Genomic DNA, 14,470 nt, shown 5'->3' with positions numbered 1-14,470 from the left:
GTTCAGTCTGGTCAGGTCAGTTCAGCTTGGGCTGCGCGACATGCTTGAGCAGTTCGGCGACCGACGTGTCCATCACGTCCGTGAACGGACGGGGATACAGGCCCATGGCCAGCACCGCGATGCCGAGTACGGCCAGCACCAGGAATTCGCGGCTGTCGATGTCGGTAAGGCCCTTGACGTTGTCGTTGCCCACGGGGCCCAGGTACACGCGCTTGAACATCCACAGGGTGTAGGCCGCGCCGAAGATCAGCGCCGTGGCCGAGGCCAGTCCGATCCAGAAGTTGGCCTTGGTCGCGCCCAGGATGACCATCCACTCGCCCACGAAACCGGCTGTGCCCGGCAGACCGCAGTTGGCCATGGCAAACAGCAGCGCAAACGCGGTGAAGTTGGGCATGGTGTTGACCACGCCGCCGTAGGCCGAGATTTCACGCGAGTGCACGCGGTCGTACAGCACGCCGATGGACAGGAACATTGCACCCGAGACGAAGCCGTGCGCAATCATCTGCACCAGCCCGCCGGACACGCCCAGGTCGTTGAAGATGAAGAAGCCCAGCGTGACGAAGCCCATGTGCGCGACGGACGAATACGCCACCAGCTTCTTCATGTCCTTCTGGACCATAGCCACCAGGCCCACGTAGATCACGGCGATCAGCGACAGCGCGATCATCAGCCAGGCCCACTCGCGCGATGCGTCGGGGGCGATGGGCATGGAAAAACGCAGGAAGCCGTAGGCGCCCAGCTTCAGCATGATCGCGGCCAGCACGGCGGAGCCGCCGGTGGGCGCTTCCACGTGAACGTCGGGCAGCCAAGTGTGGAACGGGAACATCGGCACCTTGACCGCGAAGGCGGCAAAGAATGCGAAGAAGAGCATCGTCTGCGCGCGGGCGCTCAGGGGCAGTTGGTGCCACGTGGCGATGTCGAAGCTGCCGCCAGACTGGTTGTACAGGTAGATCAGCGCGATCAGCATGAGCAGCGAGCCGAGCAGCGTGTACAGGAAGAACTTGAACGCCGCGTAGATCTTGTTCGGGCCGCCCCAGATACCGATGATCAGATACATCGGGATCAGCGTGGCTTCGAAGAACACGTAGAACAGCATGCCGTCCAGCGCCGTGAACACGCCGATCATCAGACCGGACAGGATCAGGAACGCGCCCATGTACTGGTTCACGCGCTCGGTGATGGACTCCCACGACGCGACCACCACGATCACCGTGATGAAGGCTGTCAGGGGCACAAACCAGAACGAGATGCCATCCACACCCAGGTGGTAATGCACATTGAAGCGCTCGATCCAGGCCGCCTTCTCGACGAACTGCATCGCTGCGGTTCCGAGCTGGAAGCCTTCGTACAGGGGCAGCGTTACCAGGAAGCCAACGACGGCGCCCACCAGAGCCAACCAGCGCACGGCGCGGGCATGCTCATCCCGGCCAATGGCCAGCAGCAGCACACCGAAGGCGATCGGTGACCAGATTGCAAGACTCAACAGACCCATTTTGTTGTTTTCCTTATTTGATGAGCTGCAGGAACACGTCGCCCCAGACGAACCAGGTCATCAGCGCGAACACACCCAGGATCATCACCAGCGCGTAGTGGAAGATGAAGCCGGACTGCATCCAGCGCACGACACCGGACACGCTGCGCACGACCTTCCAAGATCCATTGACGAGCGTGCCGTCGATGATGGCCTGATCGCCACCCTTCCACAGGCCCGTACCCAGAGCACGCGCACCGCGGGCCAGGATGTTCTCGTTGATCCAGTCGAGGTAGTACTTGTTTTCGAACAGCGTGTAGATCGGCATGCAGGTGCGCTTGATCGCCGCAGGCAAAGCCGGATTCACCATGTACATGTAGTACGACAGGGCCACACCCGCCACAGCCAACCAGAAAGGCGCCGTCTGCAGGCCGTGCAGGGCCATGGCCACCGGGCCGTGGAAGATCTCGGCCAGCTTGGCCATCGCAGGGTGCTTGACCGCATCGACAAAGATCACGCCCTTGAAGAAGTCGCCGAACAGCATGGGCTGGATGAACATGAAGCCCACCACCACCGAAGGTATGGCCAGCAGCACCAGCGGCACCGTCACAACCCAGGGGGATTCGTGCGGATCATGGCTGTGGTGGTCATCATGGCCGTGGCCATGGTCGTCGTGGTGCGCATCGTGGTGGGCGTCAGGGTTCTGGTCGAAGCGTTCCTTGCCGTGGAAGACCAGGAAGTACATGCGGAACGAATAGAACGCGGTGATGAACACGCCGGCCAGCACTGCGAAGTGCGCGAAATGCGCAGCGGGCAGTTGGCTGAAGTGCACCGCCTCGATGATGCTGTCCTTGGAGTAGAAACCCGAGAACAGGGGCGTGCCGATCAGTGCGAGCGAGCCCAGCAATGAGGTGATCCAGGTGATGGGCATGTACTTGCGCACGCCGCCCATCCAGCGGATGTCCTGGTTGTGGTGCATGCCCATGATGACCGAGCCGGCGCCAAGGAACAGCAGCGCCTTGAAGAACGCGTGGGTCATCAGGTGGAACACGGCCACCGAGTAGGCGGAGGCACCCAGGGCCACGGTCATGTAGCCGAGCTGCGACAGCGTGGAGTACGCCACCACGCGCTTGATGTCGTTCTGGATGATGCCCAGGAAGCCCATGAACAGCGCCGTGATGGAGCCGATGATCAGGATGAAGTTGAGCGCAGTGTCGGACAGCTCGAACAGCGGCGACATGCGCGACACCATGAAGATGCCTGCGGTCACCATGGTAGCCGCGTGGATCAGCGCCGAGATGGGGGTCGGGCCTTCCATCGAGTCGGGCAGCCACACGTGCAGCGGGAATTGCGCGGACTTGCCCATCGCGCCGATGAACAGGCAGATGCAGATCACGGTGATCAGCATCCAGTCGGTACCGGGGAACGCCAGGCCACCGAGCTCACCCGATTTGGCGAAGATTTCGCTGTAGTTGAGCGTGCCCGTATAGGCAGCAATCAGGCCGATGCCCAAGATGAAGCCGAAGTCACCCACACGGTTGACCAAAAAGGCCTTCATGTTGGCGAAGATCGCCGTGGGCTTGTTGAACCAGAAACCGATGAGCAGATAGGACACCAGGCCCACGGCTTCCCAGCCGAAGAACAGCTGCAGCAGGTTGTTGCTCATGACCAGCATGAGCATGGAGAACGTGAACAGCGAGATGTAGGCGAAGAAACGGTTGTAGCCGTCGTCCTCTTCCATGTAGCCGATGGTGTAGATGTGCACCATCAGCGACACGAAGGTCACGACCACCATCATCATGGCGGTGAGGCTGTCGATCAGGAAACCGACCTCCATCTTGAGGCCGCCCACCACCATCCAGGTGTAGAGCGTCTCGTTGAAGCGGGCACCGTCGAGCGCCACGCTCTTGAGCGTCATCGCCGACAGCACGAACGCAACGAGCACGCCCAGGATGGTGAGGGTGTGGGAGAGCCGGCGACCGATCCAGTTACCACCGAAGGTCGTGCCGAAGATGCCGGCCAGCAAGGCGCCCGCCAGCGGTGCCAGCGGCACGGCCAGGAGCGTTGAAGCAGAGAGGGTTTGACTCATTCTTGAGAACCTTGGGAATGCTGGTGACCCATCAACCCTTGAGGGTGTTGAGATCTTCCGCGTTGATGCTGGACTTGTTGCGGAACAGGAGCACCAGGACGGCCAGACCGATGGCCGACTCGGCAGCTGCCACTGTCAGGATGAAGAACACGAACACCTGGCCATGCATGTCGCCCAGGTAGTGCGAGAACGCCACGAAGTTCATGTTGACCGCCAGCAGCATCAGCTCGATCGCCATCAGCAGCACGATCAGGTTCTTGCGGTTCAGAAAGATGCCGATCACGGCCAGCGCGAACAGCATCGCGCCCAGCGAGAGAAAGTGGCCCAATGTCAGCGTCATGCTTTTTTCTCCTCGGTGGCAGCAGGCACGGCAGGCGCTTCAGGCGCAGCCTTCTGGGTGGCAGCCACCTTCACGACTTCGAGGCGATCACCGGCGCGCACGCGAACCTGCTGCGACGGGTTGATGGCCTTGCTGTCCTTGCGCTGGCGCAGTGTCAGCGCAATGGCGGCAATCATGGCGACCAGCAGAATGACCGCAGCGATTTCAACGGGGTACAGGTATTCGGTATAGAGCAGCTTGCCCAGTGCCTTGGTGTTGGAGTACTGCACCACCTGGCCCGCTGCATCGAGTGCCGTGGCGACGGCCTTGGGCTCGTCCATGCCGCGGAAACCGCCCATCAGCACAGCGGCCATTTCAAGAGCGATCAGCGCTCCCACCGTGGCAGCCAGCGGGAAATGCTTCCAGAACCCCTTGCGCACGGTGTCGATGTGGATGTCCAGCATCATCACCACGAAAAGGAACAGCACCATGACCGCGCCCAGGTACACCAGCACCAGCGCAATGGCCAGGAACTCGGCCTTGAGCAGCAGCCACACGGCGGCGGCCTGCGAGAACGCAAGGATGAGGTACAGCACCGCATGCACGGGGTTGCGGGCAGTGATCACCCGGAAGGCTGCAAACAGCAGCACCACCGAGAAGAGATAGAAGAAACCAGTCTTGGCGTCCATGAATCGGGTCTTTATAGAAAGTCTGGCAAAGAGGCCGCGCTCTGCACCGCTCAGCGGTACTTCGCGTCCGCAGCCTTGGCTGCCGCGATTTCGCCTTCGTACCGGTCGCCCACGGCCAGGAGCATGTCTTTCGTGAAGTACAGGTCGCCACGCTTTTCGCCGTGGTATTCGAGGATGTGCGTCTCGACGATGGAGTCCACCGGGCAGCTTTCTTCGCAGAAGCCGCAGAAGATGCACTTGGTCAGGTCGATGTCGTAGCGCGTGGTACGGCGCGAGCCGTCCTCACGCACATCCGATTCGATGGTGATGGCCATGGCGGGGCACACGGCCTCGCACAGCTTGCAGGCGATGCAGCGCTCTTCGCCGTTTTCATAACGGCGCAGCGCGTGCAGGCCGCGGAAACGCGGCGACAGAGGGGTCTTTTCTTCAGGGAACTGCACTGTCACCTTGCGGCGAAACGCATAGCGACCGGTCAGGGCCATGCCCTTGAGCAGTTCCACGAGCATGAAGCTCTTGAAGAAGTCTTTGAACGAGAAAGGTGCAGCAGCAACAACGGCAGTCATTTTTGTGTCCCGCTTATTTCCAGATGTTCCAGGGCGACAGCAGCCATCCACCCACGAAGAGCAGATACACCAGCGTCACCGGGATGAAGATCTTCCAGCCCAGACGCATGATCTGGTCATAGCGGAAGCGCGGGAAGGTGGCACGGATCCAGATGAACATGGACACCACCAGGAAAGTCTTGATACCCAGCCAGATCCAGCCCGGAATGAACGAGAGGAACTCAACCGGAGGCAGCCAGCCACCCAGGAACATGAGCGCGGCCAGGATGGACACGAGCCACATGCTGGCGTATTCGGCCAGGAAGAAGATGGCAAAGCCCATGCCCGAATACTCGACCATGTGGCCGGCCACGATTTCGGCTTCGCCTTCGACCACGTCGAAGGGGTGGCGGTTGGTCTCGGCCACACCGGAGATCAGGTACACCAGGAAGATCGGCAGCAGGGGCAGCCAGTTCCACGACAGGAACGACAGGCCCATGTTGGCGGCCATGCCGCGGCTTTGGGACATGACGATCTCGGTCAGGTTCATGCTGCCCGACACCATGATCACCACCAGGAAGCAAAAGCCCATGGCGATTTCATAGCTCACCATTTGTGCTGAAGCCCGCAGCGCGCCCAGAAAGGCGTACTTGGAGTTCGATGCCCAGCCGGCAATGATCACGCCATACACCTCGATGGAGGTGATGGCCATCACCAGCAGCAGGCCCGCATTGACATTGGCCAGGGCCACGTCGGGGCCGAAGGGGATCGCGACCCAGGCGGCCAGCGCCGGCATGATGGCCATGACCGGGCCGAGCACGAACAAGCCCTTGCTCGCAGCCGTGGGCTGGATGATTTCCTTGGTCAGCAGCTTGAGCGCGTCGGCGATGGGCTGCAGCAGACCCATGGGGCCCACGCGGTTGGGACCGTGGCGCACCTGCATGAAGCCAAGCAGCTTGCGCTCCCACAGCGTGAGGTAGGCCACGGCACCCATCAGGGGCGCCAGAATGCAGACGATCTTGATCAGCACCCAGAGCACAGGCCAGACGGCACCCGTCCACCAGCCGAAGGCCAGCAGGTTCAGGCCCGCGTTGTAGATCGCGTCGATCATGCAGCGACTCCTTCACGAGCCAGGCGCGCATCAGCCGTGAGCTGCAGCGACGTGGAACGGCGCACGAGGCCGTCGAGTTGGTAGATGGAAGCGACCACAGGCTCACCGGCCGATCCTGCCGCAGCAGGCACCGCCGCCGTCACCACATTGGACAGCTGTTCAGCGGGCACGCGGGTGAGCGTACCGGCCGCCGCGTTGGTGGCGCGTGCCAGCACGTCTTGCGAGGTCTCGAAGTCGAAACCGGACACACCCAGCAGATTGGCCAGCACACGCAGCACCTTCCACGCAGGGCGGGTATCGCCGAGCGGGCGCACCACGGCATGGAAGCTTTGCAGGCGGCCTTCGGCGTTGATGAAGCTGCCGGAAGTTTCAGTGAAGGGAGCAATTGGCAACAGAACGTCACTGAACTCCAGGTTGGCCTTGAAGGGGCTCAAGGTCACCACCATCTCTGCACCAGACAGCGCAGCAGCAGCGTTGGCACCTGCAGCCGAGTCATAAACAGGCTCGGTGTTGAGCAGCAAAGCCGCCTTCAGTCCACCCGAGAGCATCTGGCCCGCACTCAATCCACCGTTCACAGGATGAGCACCCGCAAACTGCGCGCCCACCGTATTGGCGGCTTCCGTCAGATAGCCCACGGACGCACCCGTGTTCTCGCCAATCCAGTTGGCCAGAGCGAGCAATTGCGTGGCCTGCGCGTGGTGCGCTGCGGCGTTGCCCAGCAGCACGGCCTTACGTTCGCCGCCCAGCAGCGAGCGGGCAATGGCCTGGGTGGCGTCGTTGTGGGCTGCAGCACCTTGAGGAGCGGCAACGCCCTTTTCCTGGGCCACGGCGGAGGCAATGCCACCGAGCGTCTGCACCCATTCGTCGGCGCCTTGCGCCATGAACGACTGCACGGGCATGGCCCAATCTTGGGCGACCGAACCCACTGCGCTGACCTGAGCGCCATGGCGGGCAGCCTGGCGGATGCGCTGTGCGAACAGCGGATGGTCCTTGCGCAGGTTGGAACCCACCACCAGCACGCGTTGCAGCGTGGACAGCGAAGCGATGGACGTACCCAGCCAGCGGATGCCTTCGGGCGCGGCGAACTCGGCGTTGCGCAGGCGGTAGTCGATGTTGTCGCTGCCTAGGCCGCGCACCAGCGCGCCGGCCAGGTACAGCTCCTCGACCGTGCTGTGTGGGCTGACCAGGGCGCCGATGCTGCCCACGCCGTGGTCGTTCTTGATGTTCTTGAGGCCGTTGGCCACGTACTCGAGCGCGGTCTGCCAGTCGACGGTCTTCCAGACACCGCCCTGCTTGAGCATGGGCTGGGTCAGGCGGTCGTCGCTGTTGAGCGATTCATAAGAGAAGCGGTCGCGGTCGGCGATCCAGCACTCGTTGACGGCTTCGTTCTCGAGCGGCACCACGCGCATCACCTTGTGGTTCTTGACCTGAACGATCAGGTTGGAGCCGGTGGAGTCGTGTGGGCTGACGGAGCGGCGGCGCGAGAGTTCCCAGGTGCGGGCGCTGTAGCGGAACGGCTTGCTCGTGAGCGCGCCCACGGGGCAGATGTCGATCATGTTGCCCGACAGCTCGGAGTCCACGGTATCGCCCACCACGGTGGTGATCTCGGAGTGCTCGCCACGGTGGATCATCCCGAGCTCCATCACGCCGGCCACTTCCTGGCCGAAGCGCACGCAGCGGGTGCAGTGGATGCAGCGGCTCATCTCTTCCATGGAGATCAGCGGGCCGACGTCCTTGTGGAAGACCACGCGCTTTTCTTCCTCGTAGCGCGAGGACGAACCGCCGTAGCCGACGGCCAGGTCCTGCAGCTGGCACTCACCGCCCTGGTCGCAGATGGGGCAGTCCAGCGGGTGGTTGATCAGCAGAAACTCCATGACCGACGCCTGGGCCTTGATGGCCTTGTCGCTCTTGGTGCGTACGATCATGCCCTGCGTCACCGGCGTGGCGCAGGCAGGCATGGGCTTGGGAGCCTTCTCGACGTCCACCAGGCACATGCGGCAGTTGGCGGCGATCGAGAGCTTCTTGTGGTAGCAGAAATGCGGAATGTACGTGCCCGCCTTCTCGGCTGCATGCATCACCATGCAGCCTTCGGCGACTTCCACTTTCTGACCGTCCAGTTCAATTTCAACCATATGTCTTCTCGCGATCAGGCGGAGGTCGCGGCCTGGGAGGCGTTGTTCCGGATCAGTGCTTCAAACTCGGGACGGAAATGCTTGAGCATGGCGCGCACCGGCATTGCGGCGGCGTCGCCCAGCGCGCAGATCGTGCGGCCCTGGATGTTGTCTGCCACCGAATTGAGCAGGTCCAGGTCGCCCGTGCGGCCCTGGTTGTGCTGAATGCGGTCGATCACGCGCCACATCCAGCCCGTGCCTTCGCGGCAGGGCGTGCATTGGCCGCAGGATTCGTGCGAATAGAAGTACGACAGGCGCAGCAGGCTCTCGACCATGCTGCGGGAGTCATCCATCACGATCACGGCACCGGAGCCCAGCATCGAGCCGGCCTTGGCGATGGAGTCGTAGTCCATCGTGCATTCCATGATGACGGACGCGGGCAGCACCGGGGAGGACGAGCCACCCGGGATCACCGCCTTGAGCTGGCGACCCTTGCGCACGCCACCGGCCAGTTCAAGCAGCTTGGCAAACGGGGTGCCCATGGGCACTTCGTAGTTGCCGGGCTTTTCCACGTCGCCGGAGACCGAGAAGATCTTGGTGCCGCCGTTGTTGGGCTTGCCACACTCGAGGTACGCCGCGCCGCCATTGCGGATGATCCACGGCACGGCCGCGAAGGTCTCGGTGTTGTTGATGGTGGTGGGCTTGCCGTACAGACCGAAGCTGGCCGGAAACGGTGGCTTGAAGCGCGGCTGGCCCTTCTTGCCTTCCAGCGATTCGAGCAACGCGGTTTCTTCGCCGCAGATGTAGGCGCCGAAACCGTGCGCTGCATGCAACTGGAAGCTGAAGTTGCTGCCCAGGATCTTGTCGCCCAGGTAACCCGCAGCGCGTGCTTCTTCGAGCGCTTCTTCGAAGCGGTCGTAGGTCTGGAAGATTTCGCCGTGGATGTAGTTGTAGCCCACGGAAATGCCCATCGCGTAGGCCGCGATGATCATGCCTTCGATGACGATGTGCGGGTTGAACTGCAGGATGTCGCGGTCCTTGCAGGTGCCCGGTTCGCCTTCGTCCGAGTTGCACACCAGGTACTTTTGGCCCGGGAACGAGCGGGGCATGAAGCTCCACTTGAGACCGGTCGGAAAGCCCGCACCGCCGCGGCCGCGCAGGCCCGATTCCTTGACGGTGGCGATCACCTGGTCTTGCGTCAGGCCTGCGCCTTCGCCCTGGGCCAGGATCTTGCGCAGCGCTTCGTAGCCGCCACGCGCTTCGTAGTCTTTGATGCCCCAGTTCGTGCCATCCAGGCCCGCAACGATCTGCGGGTTGATGTGGCGGTCGTGGAAGCAGGTCTGGACGCCGGTCGCCTGAAACTGCGAGAGGATTTGTGCGGCAGTGGTCATGCTTGCCCCTCTGCGGCCTTGAGGCCGTCGACCAGCTGGTCAAGCTTGTCGGTGTCCATGAAGCTGCACATGGTGCGGTCGTTGACCAGCATCACGGGCGCGTCGGCGCAGGCGCCGAGGCACTCGCACTGCTGCAGCGTGAACAGGCCATCGGGCGTCGTTTGGCCCATGGTCACGCCCAGCTTCTTCTCGAGGTGGTGCAATGCCTTCTGGCCGTCGCGCAGCTGGCAAGGCAGGTTGGTGCAAACGTTGAGCTTGTACTTGCCCGTCGGCTGCTGGTTGTACATGTTGTAGAACGTGGTGACTTCGTGCACCGCGATCTGGGCCATGCCCAGGTAATCGGCGATCACGGCCTCGCTCTCGACGCTGACCCAGCCCTGCTCCTGCTGCACGATGGCCAGGCAGGCCATCACGGCGGACTGCGCCTGCTCGGGCGGGTACTTGGCCACTTCACGCGCAAACCGGGCGAGCGTCGCCTCGGTGATGGCGGCAGCGGTACCCGCAGCGGGGTTCTTCGATTCGGTCGTACTACTCATCGGTCAATCTCCCCGAACACGATATCCATGGTGCCGATGATGGCCACGGCGTCGGCGATCATGTGACCACGGGCCATTTCATCGAGCGTGGCCAGGTGGGCAAAGCCAGGAGCGCGGATCTTCAGGCGGTAAGGCTTGTTGGCGCCATCGCTCACGAGATAGATGCCGAACTCGCCCTTGGGATGCTCGACGGCGGCATAAGCCTCGCCCTCGGGCACATGGAAACCTTCGGTGAACAGCTTGAAGTGGTGGATCAGCTCTTCCATGTTGGACTTCATGGATTCGCGGGACGGCGCAGCCACCTTGTGGTTGTCCGTGATCACCGGGCCGGGGTTGGCGCGCAGCCAGTCCACGCACTGCTTGATGATGCGGTTGGACTCGCGCATTTCATGCACGCGCACCAGGTAGCGGTCGTAGCAATCGCCCGTCTTGCCCACCGGCACATCGAAGTCCATGCGGTCGTACACGTCGTAGGGCTGCGTCTTGCGCAGGTCCCAGGCAATGCCCGAGCCCCGCAGCATGGGGCCGGTCATGCCCAGGTTCAGCGCGCGCTCCGGGGGCACCACGCCGATGCCGACGGTGCGCTGCTTCCAGATGCGGTTGTCGGTCAGCAGGGTTTCGTACTCATCCACACAGGCGGGGAAGCGCTGCGTGAAGTCGTCGATGAAGTCGAGCATGGAACCTTGGCGGTTCTTGTTCATGGCCTCCAGGGCCTTGGCGTTCTTGATCTTGCTGACCTTGTACTGCGGCATGGAATCCGGCAGGTCGCGGTACACGCCGCCCGGACGGAAGTACGCCGCGTGCATGCGCGCGCCGGAGACGGCTTCGTACATGTCGAACAGGTCTTCACGCTCGCGGAAGGTGTAGATCAGGATGGTGGAGCTGCCGCAATCGTTGCCGTGCGAACCGAGCCACATCAGGTGGTTCAGCAGACGGGTGATTTCGGAGAACATCACACGGATGTACTGCGCGCGGATGGGCACTTCCAGGCCCATCAGCTTCTCGATGGCCAGGCAGTAGGCGTGCTCGTTGCACATCATCGAGACGTAGTCCAGCCGGTCCATGTAGGGCAGCGACTGGATATAGGTCTTGTGCTCGGCGAGCTTTTCGGTCGCGCGATGCAGCAGGCCGATGTGGGGGTCGGCGCGCTGCACGACTTCGCCGTCGAGCTCGAGCACCAGCCGCAGCACGCCGTGTGCTGCCGGGTGCTGCGGACCAAAGTTCAGGGAGTAGTTCTTGATTTCAGCCATGGTGGGTCACGTGGGGCGCAGGGCGCCTTAGTGCAGGCCTCCGTACTTGTCTTCGCGGATGATGCGCGGCGTGATTTCACGCGGCTCGATCGACACGGGCTCGTACACCACGCGGCGCTGCTCGGTGTCATAGCGCATCTCGACGTGGCCCGACAGCGGGAAGTCCTTGCGGAAAGGATGGCCGATGAAGCCGTAGTCCGTCAGGATGCGGCGCAGATCGTTGTGGCCGTCGAACACGATGCCAAACAGATCGAACGCTTCGCGCTCGTACCAGTTGGCAGAGCTCCAGAGGTCGGACACAGATGCCACCACCGGAAAATCGTCGTCCGCGCAGAACACCTTCACGCGCACGCGCTGGTTCAGGCTGACGGACAGCAGGTGCGACACCACGCAATAGCGCGCGCCTTCATGCACCTGGTCGGCGTAGGAGGAGTAGTCCACCCCGCACAGATCCACCAGTTGTTCGAAACGGCAACCTTCGGCATCGCGCAGGACGCGCATCGCTTCGAGGTAATCGGCCGCAGCAACCACCACGGTCACCTCTTCCAGGGCGATCGAGATCTGGCGCACCTTGGAGCCCAAGGCCGCGGCGATGTGGTCCTTGAGTTTTTCAGGCCGAATGGCAACAGAAGTCATCATCAACCCTTCAGACACGAGCAATGGTGTTGGTGCGGCGGATCTTCTGCTGCAGCTGGATGATGCCGTAGATCAGCGCTTCTGCCGTGGGCGGGCAGCCGGGCACATACACATCCACAGGCACGATACGGTCGCAACCGCGCACCACGGAGTAGCTGTAATGGTAGTACCCGCCGCCATTGGCGCACGAGCCCATCGACAGCACCCAGCGGGGCTCCGACATCTGGTCGTACACCTTGCGCAGTGCCGGCGCCATCTTGTTGCACAGCGTGCCGGCCACGATCATCAGATCGGACTGGCGGGGGCTGGCGCGGAACACTTCGGCACCGAAGCGGCCGATGTCGTAGCGCGCTGCCGCCGCGTGCATCATTTCGACCGCGCAGCAGGCCAGACCGAAGGTCATGGGCCACAGCGAGCCGGTTTTGGCCCAATTCACCACGGAGTCATAGCTCGTGGTGATGAAGCCTTCCTTCATCACGCCTTCAATCATTGCATCATCCTTGTGCTTGCTGCAAAAGCCAGCTCATTCCCAATCCAGGGCACCCTTTTTCCATTCGTAGGCAAAACCCACGACCAGGATGGCCAGGAAAATCACGACCGCCACGAATCCAGCGATGCCCACCTCATGCAAGGTAACGGCCCACGGAAAGAGAAAGGCGATTTCGAGATCGAACAGAATGAACAAGATGGCCACGAGGTAGTAGCGCACGTCGAATTTCATTCGCGCGTCCTCGAAGGCCTCAAAGCCGCATTCGTAGGGGGAGTTTTTTGCGGCATCCGGGCGATTGGGGCCCAGTATGTAGCCTAGTACCAAGGGGACAACGCCAACGGCGATGCCAACCAAGATGAACAAAAGGACGGGGAGGTACTGATCGAGGTTCATCTTGAGGATGTGCTCACCGCTGTAGCCTGGCCCGACATGTCCTTCGCAGGGCATGTCGGGGAGGCCTTTGTTTTGGTGCCGTCGGCGAGACTCGAACTCGCACAGCTTTCGCCACTACCCCCTCAAGATAGCGTGTCTACCAATTTCACCACGACGGCTGATGTGTGCATCTGGATGGCATGAGGAACCTTGCGGTTTTGGCTTTCCAGACAATCCGGGATTCTACTCCGGAAAAACCCTGGTTCGGCTTTGCCGAACCAATTTAGGGCAGATTATTTGGTCGGAATCTGCGCAGCGCCCGATGCCGGTACGGCAGGAGCAGCAGGCACTTCGGGCGCCGACGCAGCAGGCGCCGAACCAGCAGGCACTGCAGCCGCCGGAGACTCCAGCACGCTGCCCGTGCCTGCGGGACGGGAATTGCCGAAATAGGCCAGCGCCAGGGTTGCCACGAAGAAAACAGCCGCCAGCACTGCCGTGCTGCGGGACAGAAAGTTGGCACTACCGCTGGCGCCGAAAAGGCTGCCCGAGGTACCACTGCCGAAGGCGGCGCCCATGTCGGCACCCTTGCCATGCTGGACCAGAACCAGTCCGATCATCCCCAGCGCCGACAGCATCTGCACTGCCAAAACCACATTCACGATCACGTTCATTCTCTGTTCACTCCTGATTGAATAGATGCTTGGACCACCACCTCAACGGGCAGCGGCAATGATTTGTAAAAAGTCGGGGGCCTTGAGGGATGCTCCACCAACGAGCCCGCCATCGATATCGGGCTGCGCAAGCAATTGCGCTGCATTGGCGGCATTCATGCTGCCGCCGTACAGCAGGCGGATGCGGTCGGCGTGCTCGCTGGCAGCGGCCAGTTGCGCCCGCAGCACGGCATGCACGGCCTGCGCCTGTTCAGGCGATGCCGTGCGGCCTGTCCCGATCGCCCACACCGGCTCATACGCCACCACCACTTCACTGATGCAGTGGCCGTTGAGATGAATGACAGCGGCGAGTTGGCGCTTGACCACCACCTCGGTCTGCCCTGCTTCGCGCTCCTGCAGGGTTTCGCCCACACAGACGATCGGCGTCACGCCGGCCGCCAGTGCGCGCTGCGCCTTTTCGGCCACCACCACGTCGGTTTCCCCGTGGTATTGGCGGCGTTCGGAGTGCCCCACCAGGGCATACCGCACGCCGAAGTCCTTGAGCATGCCTGCGGACACCTCACCGGTGAACGCACCTGCTTCATGCTGCGACACATCCTGCGATGCGACAGACACTGCAGACCCGGAAGTGAGCGACTGCACCTGCGCCAGATAAGGCGCAGGCACTGCCACGGCCACATCGCAAACGGCATCACCCAAGCCCGCAATGATGGCCCGGAGCAGCGCTTCGTTGGCAGCCAGGCTGCCGTTCATCTTCCAGTTGCCGGCAATGAGTTTCTTCTTGCTGTTCAT

General features: G+C 62.3%; 15 protein-coding genes and 1 tRNA gene. All 16 read right to left on the bottom strand.

What is annotated here, in order from left to right; translation table 11 throughout:
* Nucleotides 1-16: 16 nt before the first annotated feature.
* Nucleotides 17-1,492, bottom strand: coding sequence for an NADH-quinone oxidoreductase subunit M (locus ASF16_RS03085; protein WP_056162374.1), 1,476 nt, complete (start codon nt 1,490-1,492; stop codon nt 17-19).
* 13 nt (nt 1,493-1,505) lie between these two features.
* The gene (nuoL, locus tag ASF16_RS03080; protein WP_082516703.1) at nt 1,506-3,560 is read right to left on the bottom strand and encodes an NADH-quinone oxidoreductase subunit L; all 2,055 of its coding nucleotides are present in this window, start codon (nt 3,558-3,560) and stop codon (nt 1,506-1,508) included.
* 31 nt (nt 3,561-3,591) lie between these two features.
* A complete protein-coding gene (gene nuoK / locus ASF16_RS03075; RefSeq protein ID WP_056162369.1) occupies nt 3,592-3,900 on the bottom strand; it encodes an NADH-quinone oxidoreductase subunit NuoK in 309 nt (102 codons plus the stop codon).
* Complete coding sequence (locus ASF16_RS03070) at nt 3,897-4,568, bottom strand: NADH-quinone oxidoreductase subunit J (protein ID WP_056162366.1); 672 nt, start codon at nt 4,566-4,568, stop codon at nt 3,897-3,899. The genes nuoK and ASF16_RS03070 overlap by 4 nt, the downstream gene beginning before the upstream one ends.
* Nucleotides 4,569-4,618: 50 nt before the next feature.
* Nucleotides 4,619-5,131: an NADH-quinone oxidoreductase subunit NuoI gene (gene nuoI, locus ASF16_RS03065; RefSeq protein WP_056162364.1), complete on the bottom strand. Its 513-nt coding sequence runs from the start codon at nt 5,129-5,131 to the stop codon at nt 4,619-4,621.
* A 13-nt stretch (nt 5,132-5,144) separates the two neighbouring features.
* Complete coding sequence (gene nuoH / locus ASF16_RS03060; RefSeq protein WP_056162361.1) at nt 5,145-6,221, bottom strand: NADH-quinone oxidoreductase subunit NuoH; 1,077 nt, start codon at nt 6,219-6,221, stop codon at nt 5,145-5,147.
* The gene (gene nuoG, locus ASF16_RS03055; RefSeq protein WP_056162358.1) at nt 6,218-8,353 is read right to left on the bottom strand and encodes an NADH-quinone oxidoreductase subunit NuoG; all 2,136 of its coding nucleotides are present in this window, start codon (nt 8,351-8,353) and stop codon (nt 6,218-6,220) included. The genes nuoH and nuoG overlap by 4 nt, the downstream gene beginning before the upstream one ends.
* Before the next feature lie 14 nt (nt 8,354-8,367).
* On the bottom strand, nt 8,368-9,723 hold the full coding sequence (gene nuoF / locus ASF16_RS03050; protein ID WP_056162355.1) for an NADH-quinone oxidoreductase subunit NuoF: 1,356 nt from the start codon (nt 9,721-9,723) through the stop codon (nt 8,368-8,370).
* Nucleotides 9,720-10,259: an NADH-quinone oxidoreductase subunit NuoE gene (gene nuoE, locus ASF16_RS03045; protein WP_056162352.1), complete on the bottom strand. Its 540-nt coding sequence runs from the start codon at nt 10,257-10,259 to the stop codon at nt 9,720-9,722. The genes nuoF and nuoE overlap by 4 nt, the downstream gene beginning before the upstream one ends.
* The gene (locus ASF16_RS03040) at nt 10,256-11,509 is read right to left on the bottom strand and encodes an NADH-quinone oxidoreductase subunit D (RefSeq protein ID WP_056162350.1); all 1,254 of its coding nucleotides are present in this window, start codon (nt 11,507-11,509) and stop codon (nt 10,256-10,258) included. The genes nuoE and ASF16_RS03040 overlap by 4 nt, the downstream gene beginning before the upstream one ends.
* Nucleotides 11,510-11,536: 27 nt before the next feature.
* Entirely contained in the window at nt 11,537-12,145 is a 609-nt protein-coding gene (locus tag ASF16_RS03035) for an NADH-quinone oxidoreductase subunit C (RefSeq protein WP_056162643.1), read from the bottom strand.
* A 10-nt stretch (nt 12,146-12,155) separates the two neighbouring features.
* Entirely contained in the window at nt 12,156-12,635 is a 480-nt protein-coding gene (locus ASF16_RS03030; protein WP_007849129.1) for an NADH-quinone oxidoreductase subunit B family protein, read from the bottom strand.
* Between the two features lie 33 nt (nt 12,636-12,668).
* Complete coding sequence (locus ASF16_RS03025; RefSeq protein WP_055393226.1) at nt 12,669-13,028, bottom strand: NADH-quinone oxidoreductase subunit A; 360 nt, start codon at nt 13,026-13,028, stop codon at nt 12,669-12,671.
* A 73-nt stretch (nt 13,029-13,101) separates the two neighbouring features.
* Nucleotides 13,102-13,186, bottom strand: a tRNA-Leu gene (locus tag ASF16_RS03020).
* 114 nt (nt 13,187-13,300) lie between these two features.
* Nucleotides 13,301-13,678, bottom strand: a complete 378-nt coding sequence (gene secG / locus ASF16_RS03015; RefSeq protein ID WP_056162347.1) for a preprotein translocase subunit SecG — start codon at nt 13,676-13,678, stop codon at nt 13,301-13,303.
* A 42-nt stretch (nt 13,679-13,720) separates the two neighbouring features.
* The gene (gene tpiA, locus ASF16_RS03010; protein WP_056162640.1) at nt 13,721-14,470 is read right to left on the bottom strand and encodes a triose-phosphate isomerase; all 750 of its coding nucleotides are present in this window, start codon (nt 14,468-14,470) and stop codon (nt 13,721-13,723) included.

The sequence above is a fragment of the Acidovorax sp. Leaf78 genome, assembly GCF_001422735.1.
GTDB lineage: Bacteria > Pseudomonadota > Gammaproteobacteria > Burkholderiales > Burkholderiaceae_C > Acidovorax.
Note: the sequence above shows the minus strand (reverse complement) of the source record. Positions and strands in the feature narration are given on the sequence as shown.

Excerpts from the sequence above, each read along its gene's own strand:
- ASF16_RS03085 (WP_056162374.1), bottom strand. The coding sequence starts at position 1,492 with ATGGGTCTGTTGAGTCTTGCAATCTGGTCACCGATCGCCTTCGGTGTG.
- nuoL (WP_082516703.1), bottom strand. The coding sequence starts at position 3,560 with ATGAGTCAAACCCTCTCTGCTTCAACGCTCCTGGCCGTGCCGCTGGCA.
- nuoK (WP_056162369.1), bottom strand. The coding sequence starts at position 3,900 with ATGACGCTGACATTGGGCCACTTTCTCTCGCTGGGCGCGATGCTGTTC.
- ASF16_RS03070 (WP_056162366.1), bottom strand. The coding sequence starts at position 4,568 with ATGGACGCCAAGACTGGTTTCTTCTATCTCTTCTCGGTGGTGCTGCTG.
- nuoI (WP_056162364.1), bottom strand. The coding sequence starts at position 5,131 with ATGACTGCCGTTGTTGCTGCTGCACCTTTCTCGTTCAAAGACTTCTTC.
- nuoH (WP_056162361.1), bottom strand. The coding sequence starts at position 6,221 with ATGATCGACGCGATCTACAACGCGGGCCTGAACCTGCTGGCCTTCGGC.
- nuoG (WP_056162358.1), bottom strand. The coding sequence starts at position 8,353 with ATGGTTGAAATTGAACTGGACGGTCAGAAAGTGGAAGTCGCCGAAGGC.
- nuoF (WP_056162355.1), bottom strand. The coding sequence starts at position 9,723 with ATGACCACTGCCGCACAAATCCTCTCGCAGTTTCAGGCGACCGGCGTC.
- nuoE (WP_056162352.1), bottom strand. The coding sequence starts at position 10,259 with ATGAGTAGTACGACCGAATCGAAGAACCCCGCTGCGGGTACCGCTGCC.
- ASF16_RS03040 (WP_056162350.1), bottom strand. The coding sequence starts at position 11,509 with ATGGCTGAAATCAAGAACTACTCCCTGAACTTTGGTCCGCAGCACCCG.
- ASF16_RS03035 (WP_056162643.1), bottom strand. The coding sequence starts at position 12,145 with ATGACTTCTGTTGCCATTCGGCCTGAAAAACTCAAGGACCACATCGCC.
- ASF16_RS03030 (WP_007849129.1), bottom strand. The coding sequence starts at position 12,635 with ATGATTGAAGGCGTGATGAAGGAAGGCTTCATCACCACGAGCTATGAC.
- ASF16_RS03025 (WP_055393226.1), bottom strand. The coding sequence starts at position 13,028 with ATGAACCTCGATCAGTACCTCCCCGTCCTTTTGTTCATCTTGGTTGGC.
- secG (WP_056162347.1), bottom strand. The coding sequence starts at position 13,678 with ATGAACGTGATCGTGAATGTGGTTTTGGCAGTGCAGATGCTGTCGGCG.
- tpiA (WP_056162640.1), bottom strand. The coding sequence starts at position 14,470 with ATGAACAGCAAGAAGAAACTCATTGCCGGCAACTGGAAGATGAACGGC.